Genomic DNA, 16,846 nt, shown 5'->3' with positions numbered 1-16,846 from the left:
ACAATGATTCTTTGCGAAACAACGATGAAGGGGAGTTATCGATGGATCAAACGCAGATGGGCAATGACGCTCCCCTGCCCACGCAAAGCGCCCCCCAATCGGAGCAATTGATGCCGTCACCTGGACAAAAGCCCTTAGTGACCATTGTCCACGCATCGGTTGGTTCGGGACACAAAGCAGCAGCAAACGCTATCGCGCAAGCATTCGAGCTTATACGCGGCACCAAGGGCATACCGCAGGATGTCGAGATTGAGGTCTTGGATATCCTCGATTTTGGACGCATAAAATTCGACGGCAACAAAACGGCCGCATCGTTTACCGGCGCCACACGCCCAATTTATGACTTGACCTGGCGATATACCCTTACCGGACACCTGCTTTGGGGCGGCGGCACGGCATGGTCGCGCATTATGTTCCCCGCATTTAACGAATACGTTCGCACTCGTAGGCCTATTGCCGTGGTCGCCACACATATCACGGCAGCCAACGTTGCGGTTGGTACGCGCGTCATTACGGGCATCGACTATCCCGTCATTTGCGTGCCGACCGATTACGAGGTCGAGGGCTGGTGGCCCCATAAGGATACTGACTTATTCTGCGTGGCAAACGAGTTTATGGCCGAGACGCTCCGCCCACGCAAGGTTCCCGAGGCAAAGATTCGCATTACGGGCATCCCTATTCGCGCTGGATTTGACACGGATTACAATCGTGAGGAAGAACTCGAGAAGTTCAATCTCCCTATCGACAAGACCATTGTGCTGGTAATGGCCGGCGCCAGTTTGCCTCAACCGTACGTTCGCTTTCGCGCGGCGATGGACCAAACCCTCCCCTTCCTCCGTAGCTTCGAGGACATGCACTTTGTCTTTTTGCCGGGCAAGGACACGGAATACGCCACGCGCCTGAAAAGGCTCTTCGGAGCCATGAAACTCGAAAACGTCACGGTCCTTGACTATGTCGATGACATGGCAGCGCTCATGCACGGCTGCGATCTGGCAATTCTTAAATCGGGCGGACTCACTGTTACCGAATGCCTGTGTGCACATCTGCCGATGATTCTGCTGGGCAAGTCCTATGGCCAGGAAAAGGCCAACACCACCATGCTCACCGACTTGGGCGCCAGCATGCATGTCACCACCGCACGCGAGCTCATTGTGACGCTGCGCCATCTCCACGATCATCCCGAGTCGCTCAAGGCACTGCTCATCAATGGTGAAGTGCTACGCCGTCCACACGCGGCCGAGGACATCGCCATCGCAACCATGGAACTTGTAGGCAAGCCCCAAAAGCGCAAACGAGCCTTCTGCCGCTTCTACTGGGGCGGAAAACCCGCGCATATCCGCTAGTGTTGGACTGTCCGCCGTGGCGCAGGCCGCCCACACATATCATTCCATGCTCAAACATTCTCGCTTCGCTTCGCTCGCTGCGAAACTGCGCGTGGAACGATATGTGTGGGCGGCCTGCGCCACGGCTATACGTACGCACTAGCAGCCATATCGGTTACCCTACTAAAAGCAGCGAAGGGGAACTCGAAAACAAGAAAACAAGTAATCAAAGTAATCCGATCTAACAAAGGAGCCGTCTCTTTGTCAGATCGGATTACTTATTAGACACAGCTTCTAGATGTAGCATTCGGCTTCAGATGGGAAGCCATAACCGATTGCGAGCATGTAAACGTAGCTCGCCCCTGGGAGGCCCCTATATATCGTCCCGCGCGCAGTTTCGCAGCGCAGCGAGAATGTTTGAGCACGGGATGATATATAGGGGCCTCCCAGGGGCGAGCGGTCATTACGATGCCCATTTTCAACGAAGAAATGGGCTAAGCCACACCAGAAGAACCGAAACCGCCGGCTCCTCGGTCGGTTTCGTCTAGTTCGTCTACCTCCACGAGATTGACCGTGGGAACTTCTTGGATGACGAGTTGAGCGATTCGGTCACCCTTGTTGATCTGGATTTCATCGGATGGATCCAGGTTGATAAGGATGACTTTAAGCTCACCTCGATAGTGGGCGTCTATAAGACCGGGCGTGTTGACTATAGACAGACCCTGCTTAATAGCCAGGCCACTGCGAGGCTGAACGAAGCCAGCGTATCCATCGGGCAGCGCGATCGCAAGGCCGGTAGAGACCAAGCGTCGCTCGAAGGGCTTAAGGGTACAGTCCTCATTGGCACGGAGGTCCAAACCGGCATCTGAGGGATGGGCGTATTTGGGAAGCTCGATCGTAGGGTCGAGACGCTTAATGTTGACTGTAATGTTGGACATAAAATCACCTTAGCTTGTCGAGCTCTTGCAAAAACTCATCGATGTCTTTGAAATCGCGATAGACCGAGGCAAAGCGAATGTAGGCCACCTTGTCGATCTTGGCCAGGCGCTTAAGCACCATGTCGCCCAGGTCGTGGGATGTAACGGCCGTCAGCGTACGTGAACGCAGCTCCACCTCGATGTCATCGATGAGCTCATTGAGCTTTTTCGTGTCGATGTCGCGCTTAATCGTAGCGCGCATTAAGCCGACCAGCAGCTTATTGCGATCGAACCGCTGCCTTGACCCGTCAGATTTGATGACCTCGATGGGGTCTTCGCATCGCTCGAATGTTGTGAAGCGATAGTTGCACGAACAACATTCACGACGGCGTTTAATGGTGTTATTAGATTCCTGCATACGGGAATCGACAACACGGGTATGTGCATTGCCGCATCTGGGACAGCGCATGGTACCTCCTCCAAAACGATAACAAGGGTACCATGTGCCGGAGTTTAAATCTTACGAACGCGCAGGAACTTTAAGAACGTCACCCGCATCGAGTGACCCATGCTCCAGATGATTGACACTGCGAATTATGTCAGAAGTCTCCTGTGTAGTAAGACCGTCAACGGAATGCTCCTGAGCAAGCGACCACAAGGAATCGCCAGACTGAACACGGACGGTCTCATAGGTAACGTTAGATGCCGACTCGGCATATGCGGCGTGACGAGCGCTGAAGATCGAGGTAGCAAGTACAAAGAAGAGCGTGAGCGCAACGGCCAGGGCGACAATCGTCGAGGCCTTCAGAGCAACGGGGGCCGAAGTCGTGGCGACGCACTGGCTTCGGACGGGCTTGCCAGGCAGTGTTTGAAAACCAGATCGGCCGCCTTTGACAACCGTGAAAGCCGGCGCCGCAGGCGTCTCGAGCTTAAGGGCGAGGTTTCCCTGGACCATATCCGTTGCATTCATCATGTTCTCCTCTCGCGTTTTTGACGAGAACTGTTTTATCAAGCCGCGAGGACAAAAAAGTCTAGCGCGGGAACGAGTGTTCGGTTATTATTATCTTCGAACAGTTGTTCCTGTCAAGCAAACATAGAACATTTGTTTGGGTTAGGTAGAGAGGAATCCCTGATGGCTCGCAAAATTACCAAGCGACAGCAGCAGATTTACGACTTCATCAAGGAGTATCAGCAGGAAAAGGGCTATCCGCCCAGCGTGCGTGAGATGGCTTCGGCTGTGGGTCTTTCCTCCCCTAGCACCGTACATGCACATCTCTCCGCACTGGAAGCACGCGGCCTGCTCAAACGTGACGCCACCAAGCCTCGTGCCCTAGAGCTCTTTGACGAGGACGGAGCCTCCGTCTCCATCTCAAAGTCCGATGAGCCCACGGCACCCCGCGGAACCGTATCGCTACCCCTCGTGGGCCGTGTCGCCGCAGGCATCCCCATCCTTGCCGAGCAAAATATCGAGGACACCTTTACCATCCCGACCGAGATCGCAACGGACCAGGGGTCTTTTATCCTCGAGGTCCACGGCAATTCGATGATTAACGTCGGTATCCTTAACGGCGACTATATCATCGTTCGCGAACAGAAGAGTGCCATGAATGGCGAGATCGTTGTGGCCATGATCGATGGCTCCGCAACGGTCAAAACGTTCTACAAGGAGCAGGGACGAGTTCGCTTGCAGCCCGAAAACGACACCATGGAGCCCATCTATGCGACAAATCCGACGATCCTTGGCAAGGTTGTTGGATTGATGCGCCGGTTCTCGTAATGCAAAACCGCATCACGGTCTTTGATACCATTCGCGGATTTACCATGCTGTCGATGGCAGGATTTCATGCTTGCTACGATCTTGCCTATCTTTATGGTTGGGATATGCCCTGGTTTACTCAGACCATCTTCCAAGACATCTGGCGTGCCAGCATCAGTTGGATTTTTTTGTTTATTGCCGGCTGGATGTGCACCCTCTCGCGCAACAACATCAAGCGTGCCGTCAAATATGCCACTGCCGCTTTTGTTGTATGGGTCGCGACGACGCTCGTCTCAGTCGATGACTCGGTGAACTTCGGCATCATGTTCTGCATGGCGGCCTGCACCGCCATTGTCGCGCTCGCGCGTCCGGTGATCGTTAAAGTGCCGTCGGTATGGGGTATAGCAATTTGCCTCACACTTTTTGCCCTTACCTGGAGCATTCCTAAAACGGTTTATCCTATCCCCTATTTAGCTTGGCTGGGTTTCCCAGGTCCAGACTTTGTCTCTGGTGATTACTATCCAGTCATACCATTCTTTTTTATGTACCTTACAGGCTTCTTTGCCGCCCACACGACTCAGGAAGCAAACTATGAGGCGCCGGGATGGGCCTATGCGAATCCCATCCCGGCGCTCGCAAGTCTCGGGCGCCATGCGCTGCCGTTCTACCTGCTTCATCAACCGGTTATCTTGGGTGTACTGGAGCTGATTTACTCTGTTCGATAACGCTCGAGACGCGGTGCGATACGGGCTGGAAGCTTTGCCACAATACGAACGCCGTCCTCGAGGTATTCCTCGTGCAGAAGGGTTCCCTGTTCGTGCACGAGCGTGATTAACGCGCCCTCTCGATACGGGATATCGGCCGAGAGCAACACGTCCGTAGCGGCCGCTTCACGAGCGATGCGGTCCACTAAGTCATCAAGGCCCTCACCCGTCTGAGCCGAGAACAATACCGCCTCGGGATAGCGCCGGCGAAAGCTCAAGCGGTCGACGCTATCGAGCAGATCGATTTTATTGAACACGGTAAGCGTCAGGCGCTCACCGGCACCAATCTCGTCAAGGACGCGATCAACCGCCTCAAGCTGACGCTCGTAATCCTCATCGGAAGCATCCACAACTTTAAGAACCAAATCGGCGCCGAGCACCTCGGAAAGCGTAGATTTAAACGCGTCGACCAGGCCATGGGGCAGCTTTTGAATAAAGCCAACGGTATCAGTGATCGTCATGCCACGGCCACCGGGTAAATGATACGAACGCGTCGTAGGATCGAGCGTGGCAAACAGCTTATCCTGCGAAAGTACCGTGGATCCCGTCAATCGATTAAGCAACGTCGACTTGCCGGCATTGGTGTAGCCAGCCAACGCTACGCGAAACGCCGGCGATTCAATACGGCTTTTCGATTGCACATCACGACGTTGTTCAACCTGTTTCAATTCGCGGCGAAGCGCAGCGATCTTGTCGCGAATCAGGCGACGGTCGACCTCGAGCTGGCTTTCGCCCTGGCCAAAACGCGATCCAATGCCGCCACGCGTCTGTTCCTTAGCAAGGTGGCTCCACATACCTCGCAGACGGGGCAGTAGATACTGCAACTGAGCCAGCTGGACCTGTAAGCGACCCTCACGCGTCTGGGCATGCAGGCCAAAGATATCCAAAATCAACGCCGTACGGTCAATAATCTTGACCGGTTCGCCCACGGCTTTCTCAAGATAGGACTGCTGTGAAGGAGTCAAGTCGTCGTCGAAGATTACAACATCCGCATCCATACGATGCACCAAACCGCATAGCTCCTCGACCTTACCGGAGCCGATAAACGATTTGGGATAAGGTTTAACCAGACGCTGAGACAAGCGTGCCACGCATTGGGCTCCAGCAGTGTGAGCCAAGCGCTCGAGCTCGTCGAGCGAACGGTCGAGCGGCCAGGCGTTATCGCGCCACTCAACACCAACCAAGACGGCACGCTCAGGTTCAGGCGCCGTGGGAACCAAGGGAAAACGTGCCATTAGGCAGCCTCGATACGACGGTAGATATCATCGACGACCTCATCGATCGTAAACTCATCCATATCGAACCACACGATGCGATCGTCACGCTTAAACCAGGAAAGTTGGCGCTTGGCATAGCGACGTGAGCGCATCTTGATAAGCTCGCGGGCCTCATCCATGGTAATAGCGCCTCGCAAGGCATCAATAATCTCTTTGTAACCTATTGCCTGCATCGACGTGAGTGCATCACCCAGGCCCTGGTCCATAAGGCCACGGACCTCATCAACCAGCCCCTGCTCAAACATAAGGTCGACACGCAGGTTAATGCGCTCATACAGCACTTCACGGCTACGCGTCAGACCAAACCACAAGGCATGATAACGCTCACGTGGAACGCTGAATTTCGACTTCTGCTGGGCATACGACACACCGTCATCGTGCATCTCGAGCGCACGGATCACGCGGCGCACGTTATGGGGATGAATCACGGCAGCCGATTCCGGATCACGCTCGGCAAGCAGGGCATGCAATGCTTCCTCGCCAATACGCTCGGCAAGCTCCTGATAACCCGAGCGACGTTCGTCCTCGAGCTCTCCTGAAGGAAAATCCATTTCATCGAGTGCAGCCTTTAGATACAAGCCCGTACCGCCGCAAAAGACCGGAAGCCGTTGCTCACCAAGCAAACGCTCGATATGCGCCCGGGCATCAGACTGATAGAGCGCAGCAGAATACGCGACGCCCGGGTCCACGATATCGACAAGGCGCAGGGGCACCGAGCACTCCTCGGGCATCATCTTGGCCGTACCGATATCCATACCGCGATAGATTTGCATCGCGTCACACGATAACACTTCAGACGACAGACGAGCAGCCAGGCGGTCGGCAACATCACTCTTGCCGACCGCCGTCGGACCGACGATCGCTACGGCAGAAAGGTTTGTGCCGGGGGAAACCATTAGCGAGGCTCACCCACAACGGAGCCAGACAGATACCACGTCTTGGCGACATCCACATCGACGTCGACGATTTTGCCGATAAGCTGATCGATGCTATAGCCAGCGGGAATCGGCGCATGCACTGTCTGGTTCTTAGGACTTTTACCAAGAAGGACAGCGTCGTTTTTCTTGCTCGTGCCCTCAATAAGCGCAGGCACCACGGTGTGAAGCTCGCCCTGGTTATACTCGTATGCCGTCGTCTCGATAACCTTGACCAGACGGTTAAAGCGCTCAAGGATAACCTCATGCGGGGTGGGATCATAAATCTCAGCTGCCGGGGTACCGGCGCGCTTGGAGTAAATAAACGTGTAGGCCTGGGCATAGCGCACCGTCTCGGCAAGCGAGAGCGTCTGCTCAAAGTCTTCCTCGGTCTCGCCCGGGAAGCCCACGATGATGTCGGTCGAAAGCGCAATTTCGGGCATACGGTTACGAATGCGATCGACCAGGCCCAGATAATCCTCGCGCGTGTACCGACGATTCATCTCTTTAAGGATGCGCGTGGAACCCGACTGAACAGCTAGGTGAAGCTGCGGCATAACGGCAGGTGTCTCGGCCATAGCATCGATGGTCTCGGGAAGCAAATCCTTGGGGTGCGAAGAAGTAAAGAAGATACGTTCGACGCCCGTATCACCCACGGAGCGCAGCAGGTCGGCAAAGCGCGGCTTGCCAAAGAGATCGCGACCGTAGGAGTTAACGTTTTGTCCCAGCAGCGTAATCTCGCGCACACCCTGTCGCACCAGACCCGTCACCTCGTCGACAATCTCCTCGAAGGGGCGGCTCTTCTCGCGACCACGGACGTACGGCACGATGCAGTACGTGCAGAAGTTGTTGCAGCCCGTCATGATGGGCACCCATGCATGATACTGCGTCTCGCGATGCCACGGCATACTCATGGCGTCCGTATCTTCATGCTCATTCGTGCGGATATGGCGCTTGCCATCCATAAACGCCTCGGCGATAAGCTCAGCCACGTGCGCAATCGAATGCGTACCAAAAATAACGTTGACGTTATCGACGTTGGTGAGCAAGCCCTCGCCATCGCGCTGAGCGATGCAGCCACCCACGGCGACCACACGCTTGCCCGAAGGAGAAGGGGGAAGACTCTTGCAGGAGTTGCACTGACCGTACAGGCGCGTATCGGCAGCCTCGCGCACACAGCACGTCATGAATACGACAATATCGGCATGCTCCGGATCGAGCGCCATAAGACAGCCATAGGAATCGAGCAAACCGCTCACGCGCTCGGAGTCGTGCTGATTCATCTGGCAGCCGAATGTGCGGATAAAATAGGTTTTACCGGCAAGAATATCGCGTACGAAGCGCTGGTCCATGAGCTTACATCCTAACGATGATATCGACGGGGCACAAAGGTGCTAAAAACGTGCGAAAACTCGCTTACGCAACAGGCTTAACGTCGTCCATGACGACATTGTCCATAGCAGCCCGATTAATCTGGTGAACGTAGATAGAGAGACGGATTGCCGTGCGAGACTCCCCGTTAATGAGGATGTCAGAGAACACCGGCGCACAAGAGACATCAAAGCCAGTAGGGATCAAAAAACCTCGCGCAATGGCAACGGCCTTTATGGCCTGGTTGACGGCGCCGGCACCGACGCACTGAATGTTGACGGGAACGCCATCTTTGACCATACCGGCAATGGCGCCGGCAACGGACGCGGGCGATGATTTGCTTGATACCTTCAGGCAATCCATGAAGAAACTCCTGCGTTTAAAAGTACGTTTTAACTGCAATAACTGTATCGTACCGAGCGGACTCGGTAAAGATGCTACTCCTCTTTGGCAAGATCGAACGTCACAGTGATGCGATCACGTGAAACGCGAATCTTAGGGTCGCCGCACAGATTGAGGTAATACCGAGCGGCGAGGTCATTGAAGTCGCGCTCAACAGCACGCGAAAACTGCGCCATGTCATCCTTGGCAATGCGAAGGCCTCGACGGTCCTTGGCAAGATCGACTGGAGCCGGCAATTGCGAGGTGGAATCGCGCTCGCGCAGCAGACGCGCGCACACACCGCGAACGGGCTTAATCTGTCCCGAAAGAATACGGTGGGCAGTACGCTCGGACATCTCGAGACCCAGCCCGGAGCAAATCCGGATAAAGTCCTCGGCATCCGAAGCGAGACCTAAACGATCGATAACCGGAAGCTCACACTCGTCATCGATAAAGAGCAGGCGTGACGTATCGAGACGACTGGAAGCCTGGGCGTACAGGGTCGCAGCGATCTCGGACGGAGAGCCCAGATACACGTCGCAGTCGCGCAGCTCCTCAAGGGCAAACTCGCAGGCTGCGCGAATGATGTTGTGAGGACCACGAGCGCATACATAGCGGCCGTCTTCGTCTTTAACCGCCTGAGGCCAGCTCGACTGGTCGGCGCGCTCAGCCAAGCGATCGGTGTCAACGCACACCTTAAACGCTGAGCCCAAATCGACGCCCGATGTAACAACGCGTGCCTCATCGGTGTTCTGCTTGATAGAGAACAGCGCCATACCACGACCGTGAACACCCCAACGGTCCATCTTCATGCTCTCGAGCTTGGAGGTGACACGGGCATCGAAGATACGCTCCTGCATATCCTGCGGCACACCCGAACCGTTATCCAGGAAGAGGAGGGTACGAACACCCTCCTCCTTGGTCGTGGCTAGATAGACCTTATCGGCTCCGGCATCGCGAGCATTACGCAGCATCTCGATGACAATGTCCTCTACATGCTGAATGTCATGCTTGGCCTGACGGCGCTCGGCCTCCGAAACGCGGAGGCGGACATACCCCTCGCCAAGGTTTTCCTCGACGCGAAGGTTGCCCTCCCCCGACATCGACGCGATAAATGAGATGAGCTCGTTCGCGTCGTTCATGTTATTTAGCGATATCGACGGCACGGCTCTCGCGAATCACGACAACGCGCACCTGACCGGGATACTCCATCTCTTCCTCGATCTGATGGGCGATATCGTGCGCAAGCACCGTGGACTGGGCATCGGAAATCTTGTCCGGCTGAACCATGACATGGACCTCGCGACCGGCCTGCATAGCATAGGTACGCTCGACGCCGTCATGAGAGTTGGCAATCTCCTCGAGCTTCTCAAGGCGCTTAATGTAGCTCTCGGCCGACTCGCGACGGGCGCCGGGACGAGAAGCGGAAACAGCATCGGCAGCCTGGACCAGAACGTCGAGCACCGTGTTGGGATCGACATCGGCATGATGGGCCTCGATTGCGTGGACGATAACGGGCTTCTCGCCATAACGGCGGGCAAGCTCGGCACCAATCACAGCATGCGGACCCTCAACGTCGTGGTCGATGGCCTTGCCCAGGTCATGCAAAAGACCCGCGCGCTTGGCGGTCACAACATCCAGACCAAGCTCGGAGGCCATGATGCCGCACAGGTCGGAGACCTCAAGCGAGTGCTGTAGCACGTTCTGACCAAACGAGGTGCGGTAGCGCAGAGCGCCCAGGGTTTTGACGATCTCGGGATGCAGGTCGTGGATTCCGGTATCGAAGGCGGCCTGCTCGCCGGCTTCGAGCACACGCTGCTGAACCAACTCAGCGGCCTTGTGGTACATCTCCTCGATGCGGGCGGGGTGAATACGACCGTCGGCAATGAGGTTCTCGAGCGCCACGCGGGCGGTCTCACGACGGACCGGATCAAAGCTCGAAAGCACGACAGTCTCGGGGGTGTCGTCGATCACAAGGTTGACGCCGGAAACCTGCTCGAAAGTACGGATGTTACGACCCTCGCGACCGATGATGCGGCCCTTAAGGTCATCGGAGGGAATATGAACGGACGTGACGGTGACCTCGGCGGTATGGTCGGCGGCACAACGCTGGATTGCCAGGGAGAGAATCTCCTGAGCAGTCTTGTGGCACTCGGCGCGGACCTGTTGCTCGGACTCACGGATGATGGTGGCCGCCTCATGGGTAACCTCGCCGCGGACCTTGTCGAGCAGCTCCTTGTGAGCATCCTCGCGCGTAAGGTCGGCAATACGCTCGAGCTCGGAGGTCTGCTTGGCGCAAAGCTCCTCAAGTTCGCGAGAGCGCTTCTCGACCTGACCGGCCTGGCTGGACAGCTGATGCTCGCGTTTATCGAGCGCATCGTTGCGTCGGTCGAGCGATTCCTCGCGCTGCATCACGCGATTTTCGAGCGCGCGAATCTCGCTCTTACGCTGCTTGTCCTCGGCCTCGGCGGCCTGTTTGTTCTTGATGATCTCTTCCTTAGCCTCGAGCAGAGCCTCTTTTTTGAGGGTCTCGGCCTGACGCTTAGCATCACCGATCAGGGACTCTGCCTGCGCGTGTGCCGACTGAATCTTTTCTTCGGCCTCGTGAAGACTACCCTGCTTGGCGGTGCGCATGTAGGCAATGGCGACGATGGCACCCAAAACAATGCCAACGAGCGCTGCAATGATAGGCGGCATGCTCACTCCTTTTTATGGATTCGTTACACAACAAAGCGAACCGTCCATACGAACGGCTCGCGACATTTGAGTAATATGGGCGCAGCTTATGCGGGTCGGATACAGATAAACATATAAACAAACTCATCGCAGATGAGCACATATCACAATGCAAATGACAGTAATTATCCTACGTTGAACCGCAACAACTGTCAAATTAACGCACCCAGCACGGCGCCTATCGAGCGGTGAACGGCAGGAGCGTAACGTGCGCATGCTTAAACGTCGCATTTCTCGCTTAAGGCATCAAGGCGCGCCTTAACGGCATCCGCGGCAATGTGATAGGAAAAGCCCTTGCCCATCAAAAATCTGACGAGCTTTTCGAATGCACGTGCCTCGGGAACGCGACGCTTAGCGAGCAAAGCCGATGCGCGAGCCAAGTCGTCATCCTCGGCAAAATAAGCCTCGGGATACCCTGGAATCTCATCAAGTGCAACATGGCGACGCTTGAGTTCAGTCTCGATTTTGCGCTGTCCCCAACCACGACGCTTACGCTCCTCGATAAAGTACGAGCAAAAGCGGTTCTCATCTAAAAAACGATACTCGATGGCACGATTGACGGCAAAGTCGATCGCGGGCTGACGAAAGCCATAGCGCGCCAACTTATCGCGCACCTCGCCCGTAGCATGATCACGACGCGAAAGCATCTCGGTCACCATGGTGAGCGCACATTTGCATTCGATAAGCTGTACCGCCTCGCGAAAGTCATCCCAGTCGCAGGGAAGATCGAGACGGTTCTGAACGTACACACGTGCCACACGCACGGGAATCCAAATGGACCGTTCAAAACCGCCCTCCAGATCGCAATCGATATGTGCACAGGGCTTTTTAGACGCATAACCGCTCGAGAACGAGGAGGCCGTCTTCTTATCCGGAAAAACGACCCTAGCCTCGGTCACCGTATACGACATGTCGGCATCCGTTACTCGTCGTCATCGTCGAGCATCGCGGAGCCATCGATGGCATACAGCTCGTCAAACTCCTCGGGGGCGGGCTGATCGGTCAACTCAACCTCGGAGGGGGCATCATCGTCATACTCAAGACCGCAGGCAAGGCGAACCTTGTGCTCGATCTCGTCGGCGCAATCGGGATGCTCGCGCAGGAACGTCTTAGCGGCCTCGCGACCGTTGCCGAGTTTGTCCTCACCATAGGCAAACCAAGACCCCATCTTTTTGCATATGCCGCACTCGACAGCCATATCCAGAATCGAGCCCTCTTTAGAAATGCCGGTGCCATACATGATGTCAAATTCGGCCGAGCGGAACGGAGCAGCCACCTTGTTCTTAACGACCTTGGCACGTACGCGATTGCCGATAACCTCGTCCTTGAGCTTGATGGTATCGATTTTGCGAATATCGATACGCACGGAAGAGAAAAACTTGAGTGCGCGGCCGCCTGTGGTGGTCTCGGGGTTGCCGAACATGACGCCGATCTTCTCGCGCAATTGGTTAATGAAGATGCAGGTTGTGTTGGACTTGGCAAGCGAGCCGGCGAGCTTGCGGAGCGCCTGACTCATCAAGCGAGCCTGCAGACCCACCGTCGTGTCACCGATCTCGCCCTCGATTTCGGCACGTGGAGTCAAAGCGGCAACAGAGTCGACGACGATGGCGTCGATGGCACCGGAACGCACAAGCATGTCAACGATCTCGAGCGCCTGTTCGCCCGTATCGGGCTGGGAAATCAGCACCTCGTCGATATCGACGCCGATGCGCGCGGCGTAGGTGGGATCAAGCGCATGCTCAGCGTCGATAAAAGCCACGACACCGCCCATGGCCTGCGCCTCTGCAAGAATCTCGAGCGAAAGCGTTGTCTTACCGGAGGACTCGGGGCCATAAATCTCAACGATACGGCCGCGCGGCACGCCGCCGATACCCAAGGCGGCATCGAGCGCCAGAGAGCCCGTCGGAATAGCCTCGACCTCGAGCTCGGGACCGCCGTCGCCATACCTCATAATAGAACCCTGGCCGAACTTCTTCTCGATCTCGGCCTTGGTAGTGGCGATCATCTCGTCGCGCTCTTTACCCGTCGTGCGCGTATGAACGGTACGTACGGGACCTGAATTCTTGGCCATGAATAGCCCTCCTCTTAACAACCTGAATCGATGATAAACGAACGGCTGTTCGTGGTCAACCGTTCAGGTTCATCATATGCACCCGTCCATTCCAAAACCCGACCAAACGCCGACCAATCACCGACCAAACGCTTGACCATGCCAATCGCAAATACGAGTGCTCGTACAAATTAAAGACATGTGCCAGCGCAAACGTATTCCTTGCCAAAGGTCCCTATCTCCACAATTAAGGGGCCCTAAGGCCCCTTAAAACACGTCTATTCCATGGAATTGAGCACGCGGACAATGCGTTCCAAAGCCTCAGCGACCGCATAGGCACGGACGCACGACCGATCACCCTCGTAGTGACAGCGCGCAGACTCAACGACCGTCGCTCCCCCATCGGCCGCGCGATACGCCCAGCCGATATAGAACGTGCCGGCGGGGTCTTGCTCGGTACCGCCGCCGGGCCCAGCGTAGCCCGTTGCGCTCACGGCGACATCGCTCTGATAGAGGTCCAGCGAGCCCACGGCCATCTCACGCGCCGTCTGATGCGACACAGCACTAAACCGATCGAGCGTTTCCCGCTCGACGCCGAGCACGCGATGTTTGATCTCATCGCAGTAGGTCACCGCACCGCCACGAAGCACCGCCGAGGCACCCGGGATATCGGCAATCGTCGAGGCGATCATGCCCGCCGTCAGCGACTCCGCCGTCGACACCGTCACGCCACGGGCACTCGCGCGCTCGACAATATCGCGCGCCAGCTCCTCGTTGTTTGCGGCGATCTGCAAATAAGACTCCGTCATACCCACCAGGACCTAGACCGAAAAGACGATCTTACGGCAGTTCCAGAAGTACTGGGCACCCGAGATAATGGTCAAAATGACAGCGATGACGTACAGGACGCGCGACACCGAATAGACACCGAGCAGCAGCGACGCCGGCCCCAGCTGAAGACCGGCCATCGCAAAGACGCACAGATAGCCACAGATGGAGACCATCGTGGTCGCCGTCTTGTACTTGCCGAGCTTATCGGCGGCAACGACCACACCGGCAGCACTCGCGACCATGCGAAGTGCGCTCACCAACAGCTCGCGGAACAGGATAATGAACACGGACCACACGGTCACCGCGCCAAAATCCAAGAACAGCAGCAAGGCCGAGAACACCAGCAACTTGTCGGCGATGGGGTCCAAGAACTTGCCGAAATCGGTGATCTCGTTGCGTGAGCGCGCCAGATAGCCGTCGACCTTATCGGTGCACGACAGGATCACATACAGAATGAAGGCTGCGGCGGCAAGCGGGCCGTCGAAGGTGCTCCAGTCCGTACCGGCAACGCCCCCATGAGACAGGGCCGAGACGATCATGAACACCGGAATAAAGACGATGCGAACGCACGTCACGATGTTGGCGGGCGTCCAAACGCTCGTCAGTTCCTTATTGCTCTCGTTTGCCACGACGCTCTCCTACTCCACAACATGGCCGATAAGCTCATAGCAGAAGCTATCGGTAAACTCGACGGTCAAAATATCGCCCACGGACGCCTCGCTGGCGTCCAGATGCACCGCGCCATCGGAATCGGGCGCCTGGAACCAGGCATGACCGATCAGCTCGGCGCCGTCCTCGGTCTCCTCGATACCGTCGACGATTACCTGGGCGCGCTCGCCCACATGGGCTGCCGTGGCGGCAAAACCCAGCGACTCGGCCAGATCCATGGCCTCCTGGGCGCGCTCGAGCTTGACCTCCTCATCGACCTGGCCCTCCATATTGGCGGCCAGGCTGCCCTCCTCCCTCGAGTAGGCAAAGACGCTCGTATAGTCAAAGCCGACGGTGTCCATAAAGTCGATAAGATCACGGAACTCGTCGTCGGTCTCGGTCGGAAAGCCGACCATGGCCGTGGATCGAATCACGATGCCGGGGATACGATCACGAAGATCGCGGAACAGTTCCTCGAGCTCCTGACGCGAACCGGAGCGACGCATGGCCTTGAGGATGCGCGCGTCGCAGTGCTGCACGGGGATATCGATATAGGGCAATACCTCGGGCGTATCGCGAATCGTCTCGATAAGCTCGTCGGTCATACCCTCGGGCTGCAGATAGAGCACGCGAACCCAGACGTTGTGCGGGCGTACAGCCTCGGCGACGGCACGCAGCAGCTGAGCCAGATTGCGCGGTGAGGCCTCAGCGGCGTCCTCATCGGCAAAGTCGGTGCCCCAAATGCCCGTGTCCTGGCCGATCAGCACGATCTCGCGCACACCGCCGGCAACCAGGTCGCGCACCTCGGAGATAATGCTTTCGGCATTGCGCGAATGATAGCGACCGCGAATGTAGGGAATCATGCAGAAGCTGCAAAAACGATTGCAGCCATCGGAGATCTTGACGTAGGCGACAGCACCCTCGACGGTACGCTTGACCTGCGGGATATAGGCAGCGATTTCACGCTCCACACCAAGAACGCCATCGATGACAGAGACGATACCGTCTTCCTCATCGGCCTTCACAAATGCCGCGACCTCGGGCAGCTCGTCGGGCAGGTCGTCGCCGTAACGAGACGGCACGCAACCGCACATGACAATGGGGCAGGAGCGAACGCCATCCTGCACCTCGTTAGCGAGCTCGAGCGTGGTCTCGATGCTCTCAGACGTCGCCGAAGTAAGAAACGAGCACGTATTGACAATGGCGATATCGGCATCCTGAGGATCGAATGCCTCCTCGTAGCCCGCAGCGGTCAGCAGCGAACGCATGCGGTCGGTATCGACCTCGTTCTTGGCGCAGCCAAGCGTGATATAGAGTACGGAACCCAACGGAGTATCCATGTTGGAGAGCGGTCCTTTCGAGTAAATTAGCGGTAGTTGGTAAACTGCAGCGGCTGGCCGTAGTCCTGGTCGCGCAGGAACTGAATCACCGTCTGTAAAGCGTCCTTAGAAGCCGAGGAAACGCGCAGCTTATCGGCCTCGATGGTCACCTTGACCTTAAGCTTTTGATCCTTGATGTCTTTATTGATCTTCTTTGCGGTCGCCTGGTCGATGCCCTCGACGATATGACCGAGCACGCGCACGGTACCGCCCGAAGCCGCCTGCGGGGTGTCCCAAGAGACAGCCTTGAGGTCGATACCGCGCTTGATGAGCTTGGAGCTCAAAACATCGATGATCTGCTTGGAGACAAAATCGGCCGGAGCGTTAATCGTAAAGAGCTTGTCGCCCTTCGAAAGCTCGATGGTGGCGCCGGAGTCTTTAAGGTCATAGCGCTGGGAAATCTCGCGGGCGGTCTGCTGGAAGGCGTTATCGACCTCCTGCATGTTAACCTCGGACACAACGTCAAAGCTGGAATCTTTAGCCATGGTTCTTCCTTTCGG

At 56.5% G+C, this 16,846-nt stretch carries 18 protein-coding genes; 3 read left to right on the top strand and 15 right to left on the bottom strand.

Annotation, left to right across the window (positions count from 1 at the left end; all coding sequences use genetic code 11):
• Positions 1-137: 137 nt before the first annotated feature.
• On the top strand, positions 138-1,343 hold the full coding sequence (locus ACQQ92_RS02470) for an MGDG synthase family glycosyltransferase (protein ID WP_427795688.1): 1,206 nt from the start codon (positions 138-140) through the stop codon (positions 1,341-1,343).
• Between the two features lie 473 nt (positions 1,344-1,816).
• Here ACQQ92_RS02470 and dut read toward each other — a convergent pair whose 3' ends face one another.
• The 3 genes from dut to ACQQ92_RS02455 are packed head-to-tail and all read right to left on the bottom strand — an operon-like array spanning position 1,817 to position 3,209.
• Positions 1,817-2,260: a dUTP diphosphatase gene (dut, locus tag ACQQ92_RS02465; RefSeq protein ID WP_427795687.1), complete on the bottom strand. Its 444-nt coding sequence runs from the start codon at positions 2,258-2,260 to the stop codon at positions 1,817-1,819.
• A 4-nt stretch (positions 2,261-2,264) separates the two neighbouring features.
• Positions 2,265-2,708 (bottom strand): transcriptional regulator NrdR, encoded by a 444-nt coding sequence (nrdR, locus tag ACQQ92_RS02460; RefSeq protein WP_427717459.1) that lies wholly within the window; start codon positions 2,706-2,708, stop codon positions 2,265-2,267.
• Positions 2,709-2,759: 51 nt separating this feature from the next.
• Positions 2,760-3,209 (bottom strand): LysM peptidoglycan-binding domain-containing protein, encoded by a 450-nt coding sequence (locus ACQQ92_RS02455; protein ID WP_427795686.1) that lies wholly within the window; start codon positions 3,207-3,209, stop codon positions 2,760-2,762.
• A 162-nt stretch (positions 3,210-3,371) separates the two neighbouring features.
• On the opposite strand from ACQQ92_RS02455, the gene lexA reads away from it, so the two are divergent.
• Positions 3,372-4,016 carry a transcriptional repressor LexA gene (gene lexA, locus ACQQ92_RS02450; RefSeq protein WP_427717464.1) on the top strand — a complete coding sequence of 215 codons (645 nt, stop codon included), beginning with the start codon at positions 3,372-3,374 and terminating at the stop codon, positions 4,014-4,016.
• Positions 4,016-4,720, top strand: a complete 705-nt coding sequence (locus ACQQ92_RS02445) for a heparan-alpha-glucosaminide N-acetyltransferase (protein WP_427795685.1) — start codon at positions 4,016-4,018, stop codon at positions 4,718-4,720. The genes lexA and ACQQ92_RS02445 overlap by 1 nt, the downstream gene beginning before the upstream one ends.
• On the opposite strand, the gene hflX is transcribed toward ACQQ92_RS02445, so the two are convergent.
• The 12 genes from hflX to ACQQ92_RS02385 form a co-directional block, all read right to left on the bottom strand.
• Positions 4,705-5,994: a GTPase HflX gene (gene hflX, locus ACQQ92_RS02440; RefSeq protein ID WP_427717469.1), complete on the bottom strand. Its 1,290-nt coding sequence runs from the start codon at positions 5,992-5,994 to the stop codon at positions 4,705-4,707. The two genes, ACQQ92_RS02445 and hflX, sit on opposite strands and share 16 nt — an antisense overlap.
• Entirely contained in the window at positions 5,994-6,932 is a 939-nt protein-coding gene (gene miaA, locus ACQQ92_RS02435) for a tRNA (adenosine(37)-N6)-dimethylallyltransferase MiaA (protein ID WP_427794761.1), read from the bottom strand. The genes hflX and miaA overlap by 1 nt, the downstream gene beginning before the upstream one ends.
• Positions 6,932-8,302, bottom strand: coding sequence for a tRNA (N6-isopentenyl adenosine(37)-C2)-methylthiotransferase MiaB (miaB, locus tag ACQQ92_RS02430; protein ID WP_427795684.1), 1,371 nt, complete (start codon positions 8,300-8,302; stop codon positions 6,932-6,934). The genes miaA and miaB overlap by 1 nt, the downstream gene beginning before the upstream one ends.
• A 64-nt stretch (positions 8,303-8,366) precedes the next feature.
• A complete protein-coding gene (locus tag ACQQ92_RS02425; protein WP_118079896.1) occupies positions 8,367-8,684 on the bottom strand; it encodes a stage V sporulation protein S in 318 nt (105 codons plus the stop codon).
• Between the two features lie 74 nt (positions 8,685-8,758).
• Entirely contained in the window at positions 8,759-9,844 is a 1,086-nt protein-coding gene (locus ACQQ92_RS02420) for an ATP-binding protein (RefSeq protein WP_427795683.1), read from the bottom strand.
• Position 9,845: 1 nt separating this feature from the next.
• Positions 9,846-11,399, bottom strand: coding sequence for a ribonuclease Y (rny, locus tag ACQQ92_RS02415; protein WP_427795682.1), 1,554 nt, complete (start codon positions 11,397-11,399; stop codon positions 9,846-9,848).
• Between the two features lie 257 nt (positions 11,400-11,656).
• The gene (locus tag ACQQ92_RS02410; RefSeq protein WP_154516334.1) at positions 11,657-12,349 is read right to left on the bottom strand and encodes a regulatory protein RecX; all 693 of its coding nucleotides are present in this window, start codon (positions 12,347-12,349) and stop codon (positions 11,657-11,659) included.
• Positions 12,350-12,360: 11 nt separating this feature from the next.
• Positions 12,361-13,509, bottom strand: coding sequence for a recombinase RecA (recA, locus tag ACQQ92_RS02405; protein WP_154516331.1), 1,149 nt, complete (start codon positions 13,507-13,509; stop codon positions 12,361-12,363).
• Positions 13,510-13,766: 257 nt separating this feature from the next.
• Positions 13,767-14,297 (bottom strand): CinA family protein, encoded by a 531-nt coding sequence (locus tag ACQQ92_RS02400; protein ID WP_427795681.1) that lies wholly within the window; start codon positions 14,295-14,297, stop codon positions 13,767-13,769.
• 12 nt (positions 14,298-14,309) lie between these two features.
• Positions 14,310-14,858, bottom strand: coding sequence for a CDP-diacylglycerol--glycerol-3-phosphate 3-phosphatidyltransferase (gene pgsA, locus ACQQ92_RS02395; RefSeq protein ID WP_427795700.1), 549 nt, complete (start codon positions 14,856-14,858; stop codon positions 14,310-14,312).
• A 99-nt stretch (positions 14,859-14,957) separates the two neighbouring features.
• Positions 14,958-16,307: a 30S ribosomal protein S12 methylthiotransferase RimO gene (rimO, locus tag ACQQ92_RS02390; RefSeq protein WP_154516325.1), complete on the bottom strand. Its 1,350-nt coding sequence runs from the start codon at positions 16,305-16,307 to the stop codon at positions 14,958-14,960.
• Positions 16,308-16,333: 26 nt separating this feature from the next.
• Positions 16,334-16,831, bottom strand: coding sequence for a YajQ family cyclic di-GMP-binding protein (locus ACQQ92_RS02385; RefSeq protein WP_154516322.1), 498 nt, complete (start codon positions 16,829-16,831; stop codon positions 16,334-16,336).
• Positions 16,832-16,846 lie beyond the last annotated feature (15 nt).

Origin of the sequence: Collinsella sp. SGI.241 (genome assembly GCF_050312955.1) — a bacterium.
GTDB lineage: Bacteria > Actinomycetota > Coriobacteriia > Coriobacteriales > Coriobacteriaceae > Collinsella.
This window is presented reverse-complemented; position numbering and strand designations above follow the sequence as displayed.